Source organism: Vreelandella sp. L-15 (assembly GCF_056857635.1).
This window is the reverse complement of record NZ_JBSXNN010000034.1, coordinates 35,139-50,248: the sequence shown is the minus strand read 5'-3', so window position 1 is coordinate 50,248 and position 15,110 is coordinate 35,139. Positions and strand designations below refer to the sequence as shown.

Annotated in this window: 17 protein-coding genes; 5 read left to right on the top strand and 12 right to left on the bottom strand. The window is 59.6% G+C overall.

The window, feature by feature from the left end; all coding sequences use genetic code 11:
• On the top strand, positions 1 to 180 hold a 180-nt coding region (locus AC13CY_RS04185; RefSeq protein WP_483052329.1), incomplete at its 5' end, for a hypothetical protein.
• On the opposite strand, the gene AC13CY_RS04180 is transcribed toward AC13CY_RS04185, so the two are convergent.
• Positions 156 to 1,409 carry an IS256 family transposase gene (locus AC13CY_RS04180; protein ID WP_483052328.1) on the bottom strand — a complete coding sequence of 418 codons (1,254 nt, stop codon included), beginning with the start codon at positions 1,407 to 1,409 and terminating at the stop codon, positions 156 to 158. The genes AC13CY_RS04185 and AC13CY_RS04180 overlap by 25 nt on opposite strands.
• Before the next feature lie 174 nt (positions 1,410 to 1,583).
• Here AC13CY_RS04180 and cynS point away from each other — a divergent pair, with 174 nt between their 5' ends.
• Entirely contained in the window at positions 1,584 to 2,024 is a 441-nt protein-coding gene (gene cynS, locus AC13CY_RS04175; RefSeq protein WP_074210898.1) for a cyanase, read from the top strand.
• A gap of 85 nt (positions 2,025 to 2,109) precedes the next feature.
• Here cynS and xylB read toward each other — a convergent pair whose 3' ends face one another.
• From xylB to AC13CY_RS04125, 10 genes are all read right to left on the bottom strand, one after another.
• Positions 2,110 to 3,594: a xylulokinase gene (gene xylB, locus AC13CY_RS04170; RefSeq protein ID WP_074210899.1), complete on the bottom strand. Its 1,485-nt coding sequence runs from the start codon at positions 3,592 to 3,594 to the stop codon at positions 2,110 to 2,112.
• Positions 3,594 to 5,081 (bottom strand): mannitol dehydrogenase family protein, encoded by a 1,488-nt coding sequence (locus AC13CY_RS04165; RefSeq protein WP_074210900.1) that lies wholly within the window; start codon positions 5,079 to 5,081, stop codon positions 3,594 to 3,596. Before AC13CY_RS04165 ends, xylB begins: the two co-directional genes overlap by 1 nt.
• A gap of 36 nt (positions 5,082 to 5,117) precedes the next feature.
• Positions 5,118 to 5,738, bottom strand: coding sequence for a nucleoside/nucleotide kinase family protein (locus tag AC13CY_RS04160; protein WP_074210901.1), 621 nt, complete (start codon positions 5,736 to 5,738; stop codon positions 5,118 to 5,120).
• Positions 5,739 to 5,745: 7 nt separating this feature from the next.
• Positions 5,746 to 6,531 (bottom strand): L-iditol 2-dehydrogenase, encoded by a 786-nt coding sequence (locus AC13CY_RS04155; RefSeq protein ID WP_054640932.1) that lies wholly within the window; start codon positions 6,529 to 6,531, stop codon positions 5,746 to 5,748.
• Entirely contained in the window at positions 6,515 to 7,213 is a 699-nt protein-coding gene (locus tag AC13CY_RS04150) for an HAD family hydrolase (protein ID WP_062359319.1), read from the bottom strand. Before AC13CY_RS04150 ends, AC13CY_RS04155 begins: the two co-directional genes overlap by 17 nt.
• Positions 7,210 to 8,367, bottom strand: coding sequence for an ABC transporter ATP-binding protein (locus tag AC13CY_RS04145; protein WP_062373542.1), 1,158 nt, complete (start codon positions 8,365 to 8,367; stop codon positions 7,210 to 7,212). Before AC13CY_RS04145 ends, AC13CY_RS04150 begins: the two co-directional genes overlap by 4 nt.
• A gap of 11 nt (positions 8,368 to 8,378) precedes the next feature.
• The gene (locus tag AC13CY_RS04140) at positions 8,379 to 9,230 is read right to left on the bottom strand and encodes a carbohydrate ABC transporter permease (protein ID WP_427720642.1); all 852 of its coding nucleotides are present in this window, start codon (positions 9,228 to 9,230) and stop codon (positions 8,379 to 8,381) included.
• A gap of 32 nt (positions 9,231 to 9,262) precedes the next feature.
• On the bottom strand, positions 9,263 to 10,153 hold the full coding sequence (locus AC13CY_RS04135) for a carbohydrate ABC transporter permease (protein WP_062373539.1): 891 nt from the start codon (positions 10,151 to 10,153) through the stop codon (positions 9,263 to 9,265).
• Positions 10,154 to 10,230: 77 nt separating this feature from the next.
• Entirely contained in the window at positions 10,231 to 11,553 is a 1,323-nt protein-coding gene (locus tag AC13CY_RS04130; protein WP_483052327.1) for an ABC transporter substrate-binding protein, read from the bottom strand.
• Positions 11,554 to 11,717: 164 nt separating this feature from the next.
• A complete protein-coding gene (locus AC13CY_RS04125) occupies positions 11,718 to 12,671 on the bottom strand; it encodes a sugar-binding transcriptional regulator (RefSeq protein WP_062359324.1) in 954 nt (317 codons plus the stop codon).
• A 124-nt stretch (positions 12,672 to 12,795) separates the two neighbouring features.
• Between AC13CY_RS04125 and AC13CY_RS04120 the strand changes: the two genes are divergently transcribed.
• Positions 12,796 to 13,107 carry a YqfO family protein gene (locus AC13CY_RS04120; RefSeq protein WP_044627897.1) on the top strand — a complete coding sequence of 104 codons (312 nt, stop codon included), beginning with the start codon at positions 12,796 to 12,798 and terminating at the stop codon, positions 13,105 to 13,107.
• Between the two features lie 6 nt (positions 13,108 to 13,113).
• On the opposite strand, the gene AC13CY_RS04115 is transcribed toward AC13CY_RS04120, so the two are convergent.
• Positions 13,114 to 13,671 (bottom strand): NUDIX hydrolase, encoded by a 558-nt coding sequence (locus AC13CY_RS04115; RefSeq protein ID WP_062359326.1) that lies wholly within the window; start codon positions 13,669 to 13,671, stop codon positions 13,114 to 13,116.
• A gap of 93 nt (positions 13,672 to 13,764) precedes the next feature.
• On the opposite strand from AC13CY_RS04115, the gene AC13CY_RS04110 reads away from it, so the two are divergent.
• Both AC13CY_RS04110 and AC13CY_RS04105 read left to right on the top strand, forming a co-directional pair.
• On the top strand, positions 13,765 to 14,436 hold the full coding sequence (locus AC13CY_RS04110) for a CoA pyrophosphatase (RefSeq protein WP_058576938.1): 672 nt from the start codon (positions 13,765 to 13,767) through the stop codon (positions 14,434 to 14,436).
• A complete protein-coding gene (locus AC13CY_RS04105; protein ID WP_044627900.1) occupies positions 14,433 to 15,101 on the top strand; it encodes a 2OG-Fe(II) oxygenase in 669 nt (222 codons plus the stop codon). Before AC13CY_RS04110 ends, AC13CY_RS04105 begins: the two co-directional genes overlap by 4 nt.
• The last annotated feature ends 9 nt before the right edge of the window (positions 15,102 to 15,110 follow it).

Here is a 15,110-nt window from a genome sequence, read left to right as displayed (position 1 = left end):
GGTTACCCGACACCACGCAACACTCGCTGCCGGCTGGTGGCTAGCCTTGGCCGGGTGGGACTTTCACCCACTGGGTTTCACGACATCCTTTCCACCTTCTCGGTTTCCCGGATGTCCAGGCTTTGCCTGGCGCACTCAAATCTGGTGGATGGCGGTCAGGCGGCAGTCCTGTCTGACTGATCGGTTACTTGCTCTCCATCCTGGAACCGGACGTTGTTCACGACCAGTTCCAGCTTGCTGACCCCCTTGATGCGCTTCCAGCGCTTCTCGGCGCTCTGGAGCAGCTTGAAGACCATCGCCAGGGTCGTCGCTCTGGAGCCGCAGTTCCGGCTGCGCTTGCTCCGCAGGCGGACCGTGGCGAAGGTCGACTCAATCGGGTTGGTGGTGCGGATATGCACCCAGTGCTCTGCCGGGTAGTCGTAGAACGCCAGCAGCTCGTCCCGATCCTTAGCCAGGCACGCCATCGCCTTGGGGTACTTGGCCTCGAAGCGCTTCAGCGTGCGATCAAAGGCCTTGTGCGCATCAAAGCGGGTCTCGGCCATCCAGATGTCATGCAGGTCGGCCTTGACCTTGGGCTGTACTGACTTTGGCAGCTTGTTCAGCACGTTAGCCGTCTTGTGAACCCAGCAGCGCTGATGGTCGGTCTCCGGGTAAATCTTGCTCAGGGCCGCCCAGAACCCCATGGCGCCGTCGCCCACCGCCAGCTTGGGAGCCTGGGTCAGGCCGCGTTCTCGCAGGCCTGTCAGCAGGGTCTTCCAGCTGTCCGCCGACTCGCGGAAGCCGTCCTCGACGGCCACCAACTCCTTGCGGCCCTGCTCGGTGACCCCGATGATCACCAGCAGGCACAGGCGGTCATCCATGCGCACGTTGCTGTACACCCCGTCGGCCCACCAGTAGACGTAGCGACGGTCTGACAGGTCCCGCTTTCGCCACTCGGTATGCTCGCCCTCCCACTGCTTCTTGAGCCGTGACACAGTGTTGGCCGACAGCCCCTTGGCCTGGTCGCCCAGCAGCGCCGCCAGGGCTTCCTGGTAGTCGCCGGTGGAGATTCCCTTCAGGTAGAGCCAGGGGATCAGCTCCTCGATGCTGCGGGCCCGCTTCAGGTAGGGGGGCAGCAGGCTGCTATTAAAGCGAGCGCCTCCACCGCTTCGGTCTCGCACCTTGGGCACCTGCACGCTGACATCCCCGATGCCAGTCTGGACCGTACGCTCGGGCAGGTACCCGTTGCGGACCACGGCCTGGCGGCCATCGTCGAGCCGATGATCGGCATACTGCGCCAAGAAGGTAGCCAGTTCGGCCTCGACAGCCTTGGCAATCAAGTCACGGGCGCCTTGGCGCAGCAGCTCGTGCAGCGGGTCAGCGACCTGGGGTTCTGGTTGTGAAAGAGCCCGGAGGGTAGAATCGGTCATGACGTATCCACCCTGTTGGTTGAGATTTTGGTCGTGATCAATCAACAGGATACGCCACCCTTCCTACCTCCTCCCATACACCAGACTTGAGCTTAACTCCTGATTCAACCCCGGCATCCCCTGCCACCGAACCCCAAGAAAACCTAGTGAAGTTCACTCCCAAAGAGGTCCGTCATGGATAAGCTCGAAATGCGCCATACCCTGCTGGCTGCCAAAGCCCGTAAAAAAATGAGTTGGGATGACATTGCCAGCGCCGTCGGCATGTCGCCGGTGTGGGTCGCCTCTGCCTGCTACGGCATGAACAGCGCCAGCGCCGATATCGCCCATAAGCTCTGCGACGCACTGGAAGTGGATGGCGATGTCGCCACTGCGCTCACGACCTTCCCCACAAAAGCGTGGGATGAAGCCATCCCCCAAGACCCGTTCGTCTACCGCCTCTACGAAGTGGTCGGCGTGTACGGCGAAACGCTGAAAGACGTGGTGCAAGAGAAGTTCGGCGACGGCATCATGAGCGCCATTGACTTCACCATGGAAGTGGACAAAATCGAAGACCCGAAAGGCGACCGAGTACTGCTGACCCTGAACGGAAAATTCCTGCCTTATAAATCCTGGTAAGCAGCCTGCATAAAACACGCTAATACACGAACGCCAGCACCCTTCGATGATCAAGGTGCTGGCGTTGTTATTTATAGAGTTATTTCTAAAGCGAGTGGCGCTGCCCTAGCGCGGCCAAATAGCGCTGATAGGCTCCTTCATAGGCGGCCACACGCTCGGCATCAGGCTCCGCTAGCGATGCCGCATCCAGATGCACTAAACGCTCGCAGAGTGATGCCAGGCTAACGCCCTCGGGCTGTAGATCGCACCAGGCCGCTTGAATGGCTGCTCCTAGCGCGGCGGCATCGGTAATCTCGGGGCAAATCACCTGGGTGTTGGTAATATCAGCGACCATTTGCCGCCACACCGGGCTTTTCGCCCCGCCGCCAATCAATCGAATCTGGCTGGTGCCCGCCGCCAGCTCGCCTAGCAGCTCCAGCCCATAGCGTAGGCCAAAGGTCGCACCCTCCATCACGCCTCGGCAGAGGTTGGCCTGGGTCATATTCAGGCTGGTCAACCCGAGAAAATCGCCGGTGGCATCGGGCAGCATGGGCACCCGTTCGCCGTTAAAGAACGGCAGCACGGTGACGCCATCGGCACCAATCGGGGCGCTGGCGACCTGTTCGCCAAAGGTAGCCAAGTCCAACCCAAACAGCTCACGCACGCGAGTCGTTGCCGAGGTCACGTTCATGGTGCAGATCAGCGGCAGCCACCCCCCGTGGCTGGCGCAAAAATTCGCCACCATGGCGCTGTCACACACCACGGAATTAGGTGAGTAAGCACACACCGTGCCGGAAGTGCCCAAACTGAGCGTGACCAGTCCCTGGGTAATATTTCCGGTGCCAATCGCCCCCATCATGTTGTCGCCACCGCCGGAGGAGACCACCACGTTATCGCCTAGCCCCAGCTCCTGAGCCACTAACGGGCGAACGCGGCCAGCGGGTTCATAGGCGTCAATGATCCGAGGCAGTACACGGTCAGGGTCGAGCTCCGGCGCAATGGCGGCAAACACCTCTTTTTGCCAGCACTGGGCGCGGGTATCAAAGTAACCGGTGCCCGAGGCGTCGCCTGCCTCGGTAACCCGTTCGCCGGTCAGCCAGAAATTCAGGTAGTCATGGGGCAGCAAGAGCGTAGCAATACGCTGGTAGGCATCCGGCTGATGCTCGCGTAACCAAGCCACTTTGGAAGCGGTATAGCCCGTTTGCAGCACCAGGCCCAGCTTCTCCAGGCAGCCCGCCTCGCCCCCCAGCGTTTCTACCAACGCGCTATTTTGAGCGCTGGTTTCGGTATCGCACCACAGCTTGGCGGGATACACCGGCACGCCATCGGCATCGAGTGCCACCATGCCGTGCTGCTGGCCAGACACACCAATACCGCGCACCTGCTTGGCATCGATCCCGGCGCGCTCAATCGCTTGAAAGAACGCGCCCTTGAGCGCCGCCAGCCACTCTGCCGGTGCCTGCTCCCGGCGGCCATGCTCCCCTTCATCCAGGCGATGCGGGCGGCTGCCCTCGCCCAGAATGACGCCCCGCTCTACATCCACCACCACGACTTTGGTACTTTGCGTACCGCAATCCACCCCGATATACATCACAACGTTCCTTTGGACGCGACCAGAGCCTCAAGAGTAGCCCGTGCGCCCCGTTCATGCAGCGACTTCAGCGCCTCCAGGTAGGCGTTAAGGAAGCGAGGCTGGTCCGCCAAGTCGCCAAACAGCTCCCGGTTTTCCACGAAGGCCGCTGGATGGGTGCGGTTATTGGTGGCAATGGCCATTAACGGCTCGCGCAAGCGGTCCACGATCTCAATGGTCTGCCCCTGCTCATCGACGCCTTCGGCGTAGCGTGCCCAGCTGGCCACCACGGCGGCACTGCGCTCAATCTCACCGCCCTGGGCAAGCTGCTGGCGAATCACCGGCACTAACCATTTAGGAATGCGATCCGAGCTTTCGGCGCACAGCCGCGCCAAGGTATCTCTGATTTGTGGGTTCGCAAAGCGCTCGATCAGCGTCAGCCGGTAGGCTTCTAGATCCACCCCCGGCACGGGGGCCAGCGTCGGCGTGCCCTCTTCGCGCATGTAGCCGAGCAAGAACTCGACAAACAGCGGGTCTTGGCACACCTCATGGGCGTAGCGGTAGCCCGCCAGATAGCCAAAGTAGGTAAGCGCTTGGTGGCTGGCATTGAGCAGGCGCAGCTTCATGAGCTCGTACGGCTCGACATCCTCAACAACTTGCACGCCGACCTTCTCGAACGCCGGGCGGCCCAAGGGGAAGTGATCTTCCAACACCCACTGGGTAAAAGGCTCGCACACCACGGGCCAGGCATCTTCAACGCCAAAGCGCTGGGAGAGCTCTTCGATATCCGTGGGCGCGGTCACTGGCGTGATGCGGTCTACCATGGCGTTGGGGAACGCCACCTCGGCGGCCAGCCAGTCGCCCAGCTCCGCACTGCGGGCGCGGGCGTAGGCGCTGAACATACGCTTGGCGACATCGCCGTTGCCTTGAATGTTATCGCAGGACATCACCGTAAACGGCGCAATACCCCGTGCCCGGCGGCGTACCAGGGCTTCCACCACTAAGCCAAAGCTGGTGGAGGGGCGCTCAGGATGGGCGAGATCGTCGCGCACCTGGGGGGCGTCCAGGTTGAATTCTCCGGACACCGGATGAAAGTTGTAGCCGCCCTCCGTAACGGTGAGCGAGACAATTTTGATGGCGGGGTCGGCCATGGTTTCGATCACCGCCTCGGGGTCTTCCGGGGCAAACAGGTAGTTCACCATGCTGCCAATCACCCGAGGCTGATATTCACCGTCAGGGTGCTTGACCACGAGGGTGTAAAGGTAGTCTTGTGCGGCGAGGGCCTGCTGCATGCGTTTGTCGCCGGGCATGACCCCCACGCCCACAATGCCCCAATCCAGCGCTTCGCCTTGGTTCATCAGCGCATCTACGTACATCGCCTGATGGGCACGATGAAAACCACCGACGCCAATATGGACGATGCCAGGCGTCACGGCCTGACGATCATAGGTCGGCGTCTCAACCGCCGCGCTGAGGGAACCCACATTGTGGTTATTAAGCTGGGTCATCGTCACTCTCCGGGTTATTGGCTGGGCAAGTGCGGCCTAGCGCCAGCGCTGGTCAGGTGGCACGCTGCTGGTTTTTACCAGCGCGGCGTTCAGCATGTCTTTTTGGTGGGTGCGCTCAAGCGCGCCGCTGTGGTCTTGGCCCATACAGAGCCAGCGGTTCACCAACCGCTCTACGAGCACGGCATCGTCCACGTCGATAAATAGCGTCCAGTCGAACAGCGCGTGCAGTGAACGCCACGGATCTTGGTTCAATAGCAGATAATTGCCTTCCACAATCACAATGCGATGCGCGGGGGTGATTAACCGCCCACCGGCACGGGCAAGGTCCAGCGGCCGATCAAAGACCGGCACGGCCACCGGCTTATCCGCCCGACGGATGCGCATTAAATCGTGATGCAAGCCCTCCACATCGAAGGTGTGGGGCGCACCTTTCACAGGCAGCTGCTCATCGCCTAGTACGGCGTTATCGAAGTGGTAGCCATCCATCGGCACCACCGCCGCGTGCCCTGGGCGCAGTTGATTAATCGCTTCACAGAGCAGCGCGCTGCGGTAGGATTTTCCGGCCCCCGGCGGCCCCGCCAGGGCAACCATAAAGCGCGGCTTGCCTTCGGCGGCATCCAGCAGTTGGTGGCTTAACGAAACAAGATCAGGGCTCATAGGCGTCTTAGCTCATCCAGTTGCCGCCATCGACGTTGAGCGTCTGGGCGACGACGTAATCGCTATCCTGGCTGGCAAGAAACACGGCGGCGCCGGTGTGATCTTCCGGCAGCCCCATACGGCCATAGGGCACCGCCTCGCCCACTAGGCGCTTTTTCTCGCCTAATGGGCGGTTCTCGTAGCGAGCAAACAGCGCATCGACCTCTTCCCACATCGGGGTATCCACCACGCCGGGGGCAATGCCGTTGACGTTAATGCGGTGTTTGATCAAATCGAGCCCGCAGGACTGGGTCAGGCTAATCACGGCGGCTTTGCTGGCGCAGTAAACACTCACTAGCGGTTCGCCACGCCGACCCGCCTGGGAGGCCATATTGATAATTTTGCCTCCCTGACCTTGGGCCACCATGGCGCGGGCCACGGCCTGCAGGGTGAAAAACATGCCTTTGGTGTTCACCGCAAACTGTTTGTCAAAGCTGGCCTGGGTCACTTCCAGCACCGGCGCCATATCGAACACCGCCGCGTTATTGACCAAAATATCAATGCCACCAAAGCGCTCGGTGACGCTCTCCACCATGGCATCGATAGAGCCTTGGTCGCACACGTTCAGCACTACGCCCATAACCCGCTCGGCGCTGGCATCCTGCTGCAGCGTGGTGAGCGCGTCTTCGATGGCCTTGGCATCGATATCGGCCACCACGACACTGGCCCCTTCGGCCAAATAGCGCTGGGCAATGGCGAGTCCGATGCCACGGGCACCACCGGTAATCACGGCACGTTTATTGAGCAGTTTCATTGTTATCTTGTCCTTGCAGATGTAGTTGCCACTCGTCCACTAAGGCGCGGAGCCCGCGCATATGAGGCAAAATTCGCCAAGCACCCGCCGCGAGCAGGCGGTTAGGCTGCTCGTCGTCGATATGGCTGGCGCCCACAAAACCAATCACCCGCATGCCGGCGGCATGGGCAGCGGTAACGCCTGCCACGCTATCCTCAACCACTAGGCAGCGGCTGGGCGGGCAGCCAAGCTCATGCGCCGCCAAGCGGTAAATCGCCGGGTCCGGTTTAGGGTTATCGACCTGCTCGGCCGTGAAAATCGGCACATCGCCCAACGCCTCTTCCAACTGCGTTGTTGCAAGCGATGCCAATACGCGGCAGCGGCGGCTGTTGGAGACCACGGCCTTAGGTAAATCGAGACTACTAACGGCGTCGTGGACCCCTGCAATCGCGGTGAGCTCTCGTGCCAGACGCGCTTCTATGGCGCTATCGACCCGCTCGGAGGCATCAGGCGGCAACTGATGGCGGCTTAACTGCGCCAAGTGCTTAAGGATGTCGGCGGTCGTCATGCCCAGGGCTTGGCTGAGCAGCGTGGGAATATCCAGATCCGGCAGCCACTGCCCAAGGTGAGTTTCCAGGGTCTCTTCAGCCAGGGCTTCGCTATCCACCAGGACGCCGTCACAATCAAAAATCAGCGCTTTCATACCTGCGCCCCTGGCGCAGCAGGCTCGGTAGCCGCACGGTTATCCTGGCGGGTCAGGCTGGCCAGCGGGTGCTGTGACAGGCTCTCTAGCGCCAAGCCTTGGGCATCGAACAGGTGAGCACGCTCGGCGGCAAAGCTAAACTGCACGGTATCGTTCACCCGATAGGCTACATCGCCATCGGCCATAATGGTGATCAGTAGCTCGCCCATCTGCACGTACAGCGAGGTCTGCCCGCCTAAGCGCTCCAACACTTTAATCTGCCCACTCAGCGGGCCGTTTTCATCCAGCTGTAGATGCTCAGGACGAATACCCAGCTCCAGCGCTTCATCGCTGGCGAGCTGTTCGCCCGCCACAGGGATAGTGCAGGGCCGCCCGCCGGGCAGGCGCACGGTGACGCCATCATCGCCAATGGACTGCTGCTCGACGGTGAAGAAATTCATCTTCGGCGAGCCGATAAAGCCTGCCACAAAGCGGTTACGCGGGTGGTGATAGAGCGCCATGGGCGAGCCCACCTGCTCCACCACGCCATCGTGTAGCACGACGATTTTATCGGCCATGGTCATGGCTTCTATCTGGTCGTGGGTCACGTAAATCATCGTGGCATCCAGCTCTTCATGCAGCCGCGCCAGCTCGATACGCATCTGCACCCGCAACGCCGCGTCTAGGTTGGAGAGCGGCTCATCAAACAGGAAGATGCTGGGGTTGCGCACAATCGCTCGGCCAATCGCCACCCGCTGGCGCTGCCCGCCGGACAGCGCTTTGGGCTTGCGATCCAGCAGCGGCTCAAGCTGAAGGATCTTGGCAGCTTCCAGCACCTTGGCGCGGCGCTCCTCTTTGGGCACCCCAGCCAAGCGCATGCTGAAGCCCATGTTGCCCTCAACGGTCATGTGCGGGTAAAGCGCGTAGCTTTGAAACACCATCGCCAAACCGCGGTCGGCGGGGCCCACCTCGTTCATGCGCTTGCCATCGATGAGAATATCACCGTCGCTGGCGCTCTCCAGGCCTGCGATCATGCGCATCAGCGTGGATTTACCGCAGCCCGAGGGACCAACGAACACCACGAACTCACGATCGTTAACGTCGAGATCAATGCCCTTGATGACCTTGGTGTCGCCAAACTGCTTAGTAATGTTCTTGAGTTGTAAGGTTGCCATGGGGAACTCCTTTACTTGACGGCGCCAAAGGTCAGGCCGCGCACCATTTGTTTTTGGGTCATCCAGCCGAGAATTAGAATGGGGGCGATGGCCATGGTAGAAGCCGCCGACAGCTTGGCCCAGAACAGCCCTTCGGGGCTTGAGAACGAGGCAATGTAGGCGGTCAACGGCGCGGCTTTCGACGAGGTGAGATTGAGACTCCAGAACGCTTCGTTCCAGCTCAAAATCACCGAGAGCAGCCCGGTCGACGCAATCCCTGGCAGGGTCAGCGGCAGTAGCAGGAAGAACACTTCCTGCAGAGTGGAGGCACCGTCCATCCGGCCCGCTTCGAGAATGTCTTTGGGCATATCTTTAAAGAAGGTGTAGAGCATCCACACCACAATGGGCAGATTCATCAAGGTATAAATAATGATCAGCCCGGTACGGGTATCCAGCAGCCCGACATCTCGGAAAATCAGATAGATAGGCACCAGAACACCCACCGGTGGCAGCATTTTGGTGGAGAGCATCCACAGCAGCGTGCCCTTGGTGCGTTTAGTGGGCAAAAAGGCCATGGCGTAAGCCGAGGGAATGGCGATGAGCAGCGCTAACAACGTGGAGCCAAATGCAACGGCAACGCTGTTTAACGCAAAGCGGGCGTAGCCCGAGCGGGCCTGAACAGCTTGATAACTTTCCAGCGTGGGTGAAAAAATAAAGCTGGGATCGGCAATGGCTGCCGTTTCGGTTTTAAATCCCGTCAGCACCATCCACAGGATGGGAAAGAAGATAATCAGCGCGATGGACCAGCCCAACAGAGTTAACACCAGTTGCCGGATGGGCAACGAGCGAGTGTGTGCTGGCGCGCTATTATGATGCGTTGTCATTGAAATACTCCCAAGACGCCCTGGTGCTGGGGTCAGTCTTCTAAGTTCTTAGCGACCATACGGACAAGGAAAATCGCGACGATATTGGCCAGAATGATGGCGATCACCCCACCCGCCGAGGCCATGCCCACATCGAAATCCAGCAGCGCTTGGATGTAGATCAAATAAGCCAAGTTGGTGGTGGCGAGCCCAGGCCCACCGGAGGTAGTGACAAAGATCTCGGCAAAAATCGTCAGCAGGAAGATCATTTCAATCATGATCACCACGCTAATCGCCCGCTTTAGGTGCGGTAGCGTGATAAAGAAGAAAATCGCCAGCGGCCCCGCGCCATCCATCCGTGCGGCTTCCACTTGGTCTTCATCCAGCGATTGCATCGCCGTCAGCAGGATCAGTAGCGCAAACGGCAGCCACTGCCACGAGACGATGATGATGATGGAGGTCAGCGGTAGCGATGAGAACCAGTCCAGCGCAGGAAGCCCCAGCGACTGTGCTAACCACGCCAACACCCCGTTAGAGGGGTGCATCATCATGTTTTTCCATACCAGCGCGCTCACCGTTGGCATGACAAAGAAGGGAGAGATCGCCAACACACGGGCAATCCCCCGCCCTGCGAAATCCTGCTGAAACAGTACCGCCAGTAACGTGCCGCCAATGACCGTAATCGCCAGTACTGACCCGACCAGCAGCAGCGTGTTGCCCATAGCCCGCCACAGTGCGGGGTCAGTTAGCAGATATTCGTAGTTTTCCACCCCGGCAAACCCGGCCATGTCGGGCATTAGCAGGTTGTAGTACTGGAAGGAGAACCATATCGTCATGCCTAACGGCACAATCATCCATAGCAGCAGTAGCGTGACGGCGGGCGCTTGAAGCGAAAGCGTTCTCAGCCCGCCGACCGTACGGCCAGAAGCACGTGTTCTATTCATGGAAATACCTGCAAGAAAACAGACCTGCGAGAACCACCGAAAACGCCTGCCTGTGGCCGGGCAGGCGCAGGAGTGCATTAACGTTCGATGTAGCCCGCCCGCTGCATCGTGCGCTCAGTAGCACGCTGGGCGCTATCTAGCGCCTGCTCAACCGACGTATCGCCGGTCAGCGCCGCCGCAATGGTTTGGCCTACCTGAGTGCCAATCGATTGGAACTCAGGAATACCCACAAACTGCACGCCCACATAGGGGTTCGGCTCTAGGCTAGAGTCGGTGGGGTCGGCCTCTTTAATGGCGTTCAGTACGAAGCCAGCAAACGGCGCGGCTGAGGTGTACTGCTCGTTAGCGTAGGTGGACTCACGAGTACCCGGCGGTACGCTGGTCCAGCCGTTAGTCTCACCGACAAGCTCGATATACTCTTCAGAAGTGGCCCAGGTAATAAACTCTTGAGCTGCCTCTTTATGCTCAGAGGAGGCTGGGATAGCCAGTGCCCAAGACCACAGCCAGTGGGAACCTTTGGGAGTTTCGGCGATGGGCGCAGGTGCAAAGCCAAGCGTACCGACTACGTCGGATTCGCTCTCATCGTAGAGCTTGCCTGCCGCCGAGGTAGCATCGACCCACATGGCGCAGTTACCGCGTGAGAAGAGAGCGAGGTTCTCGTTAAAGCCGTTGGAGCTGGCGCCTGGCGGGCCGTAGTTGCTGAGCAGGTCTACGTAGAACGAAATCGCGTTATTCCACGCCTCAGAGTTCAGCTCCGGATTCCACTGCTCATCGAACCAGCGGCCGCCGAAGGTGTTCACCAGCGTCGAGACAAAGGCCATGTTCTCGCCCCAGCCCGGCTTGCCGCGCAAACAGATACCCGCAAGGCCCTCTTCGCTACCGTGGAGCTGTTCGGCCCAGTCACGCACCTGTGTCCAGGTGGGCTGCTCGGGCATCTCAATGCCTGCCTGCTCAAACAGATCGGTGCGGTAATACATCATCGAGCTTTCCGCATAGAACGGCAGGGCGTGCAGCGTGCCGTCCAGGCTTAAGCCGTCGCGTACCGATGCCAGCAGATCGTCTTCGTTATAGTCATCGGGCAGGCTGTCCAGCGGCTCAAGCCAGCCGCGTTCCGCCCAAATGGGCACTTCATAAGTGCCGATGGTCATCACGTCAAACTGCCCACCGCCGGTGGCAATATCCGTGGTCATGCGCTGACGCAGCACGTTCTCCTCAAGTACCACCCAGTCCAGCGTGATATCCGGGTGCGCTTGCTCAAAGGCATCGGTCAGGCTCTGCATAATGACCATGTCATTATTGTTCACCGTGGCGACGGTGATCTCAGTTTGAGCCTGGGCTTGGCCAGCTACCGCAATAGCAGCTGCTAGGGTCGTGACGGGCAAATGACGCACGAGACGCATACAGCACTCCTCTTGGCAAATATTGGCATTGTTGTTGCCTTGATCTTATTGATCACCAACCGAACAAAAGATCGCACGCAAGCCAAAAAAAAGCAAAGCCTGGAGCGTTAGACTTTACGCTAATTTATTCAATTGCTTGCATGTTGCAACCGCGAAGATAGCGCTCACTCCATCGCCTCGAGGATATGCCGCGCAGCGATCTCGTCGGTGATCAAGCCCTTCAGCCAGCCACCGCGCAGTGCGGCTAAAATGGCAGGCGCTTTATCACGGCCACCGGCAATCCCCACCATGAGGTGCTTCCCAAAACGCTCCAGCGGCAAGCTGGTGACCCGTCGGGTAATCGAGCAATCGATCACCTCTCCACGACGGTTCAGCGGCCAACCCAGCAGCTCTCCCACCGCTTCGCGGCCCAGCAGCTCATCTAGCTCGCTTTCGCTAATGAAGTGGTCTTGAAAAAGCGTGGCCTGGCGGTCAATACGGCCAATGCCGATAAACGCCGCCTCTGACTCTCGCGCTACATCGGCTATCGCTTTGAACAAGCGCTGGGACAGCATGGCCTCTTTTTCCGCCAGCGACTCCGCCACTACGGGGGCAGGCAATAAAAAGCGCTCGCCGCCGGTTTTATCCGCCAGCACCATCACGGCGTCGTAGCGGTTGGCGGAGCCATCCCGTGCCACGTTGCCCACCAGCGAGACAAACCGATGCTGCGGCCGCTCCAAGCGGCTTAGCGCTTCCACTGCCGCACGTACCGAACGCCCGGTCCCCAGCGAGAGCGTCAGCGGCTCGCTGCGCTCCACCAGCCGCGCAATGCGCTCGGCCCCCGCCACGGCCAGATAGTACGCGCCGCTTTCGGGGGCCTGGGTGTCCGCAGGCACCACGTCGCAGTAAGCCAGCTGGAAGCGCTCCCGCAGCGTGCTGCCGAGCGCCATACAGGTGGAAATGGGGTGATCGATATGCACTTTCACCAACCCCTCTTGGCGCGCCAGGGCTAGTAAGCGTTGGACGCCAGGGCGTGAGACGCCAAGCTGAGTGGCAATCTCATCCTGGGTCATGCCGCCCACATAGGACATCCAGGCGGCCCTGGCTGCTTGGTCGAGCTTTACTTCAAACTTATCCATGGGTTGGTTCGCCGCTTATATTGAAAAACGCCATCATACAAAGCCTGCGCCAAGACCAGTAGTGTGCTATCCGCTAACATTGGCAGTACAGCGTTACGTCATTACCCAAGGGAGGCCTCTGATTATGTATAAGCTCGCGTTTTTTGTTCCCATTGAAAGTGCTGAAAGCGTTAAAAACGCCGTATTCGAAACCGGCGCGGGGCGGATTGGCGATTACGAACACACCTGCTTTCAAACGCGTGGTACTGGCCAGTTTCGTCCCCTTGATGGTGCAGAGCCACATATTGGTCAGATCGGTAAGCTGGAAACCGTTGAGGAGTTCAAGGTCGAGCTGGTCTGCGCCGACGAGCATATTCAGGCCGCTATTGCCGCGCTCAAACTGGCGCATCCCTATGAAGAAGTCGCCTACGACGTATGGCAGCTTGCCGACCTATAGAACAAGCTAGGCGCTACCCACATAGCGCTCGCGATCTTCAGGCGTGATTTTGCTGATATGCAGCGGATACGCAGCGTTTTCACGGTCGGCAAAGTAGTGGCGCAGCGTGCGCTCAATGGTAGGAAAAGCCAGCGCATCCCAAGGGATCTCGTGCTCCTCAAACAGCGCCACTTCCAAGCTCTCTGGCCCGGGGCCAAAGCCATCTATCAAGTCGGCAAGAAAAATCATATACACTTGGTTGATATGCGGTAGATCAATCAGCGTGTATAGACCGCCTAAAGTGACCTCGGCAAACGCCTCTTCCCAGGTTTCCCGCGTGGCGGCCTGCTGGGTGGTCTCAGCGTTTTCCATGTACCCCGCCGGTAGCGTCCAGTACCCTTTTCGAGGGGAGATCGCGCGCTTGCAGAGCAGTACTTTGGAGCCGCTCACCGGCAGCGTACCCGCCACGATGCGGGGATTTTGATAGTGGATCGTGCCACAGCCGTCGCACAGGTAGCGGGGGCGGTCGTCTCCCTCGGGAACGGCAAACCGGACTTTCTCACCACACTGACTACAAAAGTTCATCGCGTTTTCTCTACGGCTGGTGGGTCGAGGCATCAACGTGCTTGACGATGATCACCGTGGCTGGGTAAAAGAGAGCAAAGTAAAGAGACTCCTATGTTAGAGAAACTGCGCAAACGGCTGCAACAGCATACCCCTCAACGGCTAGACCATGTAGCACTGCCGGAAGCTGCCGTGCTCATGCCGATTGTTGAGCGCCCTGCCCCCACCCTACTGTTTACTCGCCGAGCCAGCCACTTGAATACCCACCGTGGCCAAGTCGCTTTTCCTGGCGGTAAACGTGAACCGGGTGACGCTGATCTATACGCCACGGCGTTGCGGGAAGCAGAAGAAGAGATTGCGTTAGCCCCTGGCCTGGTACAGCCCCTGGGGCGGCTGTCGGACGTCATTTCGCTTCACGGCATTCGCGTGACGCCCTGGGTGGGTATTATTCCACCGGATCTACCGCTGGTGGCAGACCCAGCGGAGCTGGACGCTATTTTTGAAGTCCCGCTCAGCCACTTTTTAGACGACCAGCGCACCCATACCGATGTGATTACCGTCGATGGCGTCGCCCACTATGTGCCCAGCTATCACGTCGATGGTCACGTGATTTGGGGATTATCTGCCATGATGTTGGTGGAGCTGTTGGCCGAGGGTTTTGGAATGGAGATTGACCTTTATCAGCGCCCGCCCGGCGCCCTACGCCACTACCCCGAACGACGCACCCCCACAAGCAGTCGCTCGGCCAAAGCCGAACGCGCGCCCGTTACGAGAATCACGAAATGATCGCTTTATCTGAACTGGACTCTCCCGCCCTTGACCCGCAAGCCCATTTGGAGCTGGTCGACGCGCTGGTGGAACAAGGTTGGTATGTGGGGAAAGGGGTGATCGACTCGGCTCTGTGTCAAGCGCTGCACCGCGAGATCCACCACCTCGCCGAACACGACGCGCTGGATGAGGCTGGCATTGGCCGAGGCCAGCAGCACCACTTACGTAAAGATATCCGGGGTGATGCTATCCATTGGCTAGACCGAGAGAGCGACGCTCAGCGCCGATACCTGGATGCTATGGCAGAGCTACAGCAGTCTCTCAACCAAGCGCTATTTCTTGGCCTGTTTGAGTACGAAGCCCACTTTGCTCACTACCCTGCCGGAGCCTTCTACCAGCGCCACTTGGACAGCTTTCGCGGGCGGGCCAACCGCGTGATTTCCACCGTCGGCTATTTGAACCCCGACTGGCCGAGCGACGGCGGCGGTGAAATGGTGATTTATCACCCGGACGACCCAACCCTGGAAGTGGCCCGGGTCGTGCCCGAAGCGGGAACGTTCGCCTGCTTTTTATCGGAAACCATTCCCCACGAAGTGCTACCCACCCGCCAGCCTCGCGCTAGCATTGCGGGCTGGTTCCGCCGCAACGCATCAATGGGCGGCGTATTAGATCCTGCCCGCTAATTTATGAGC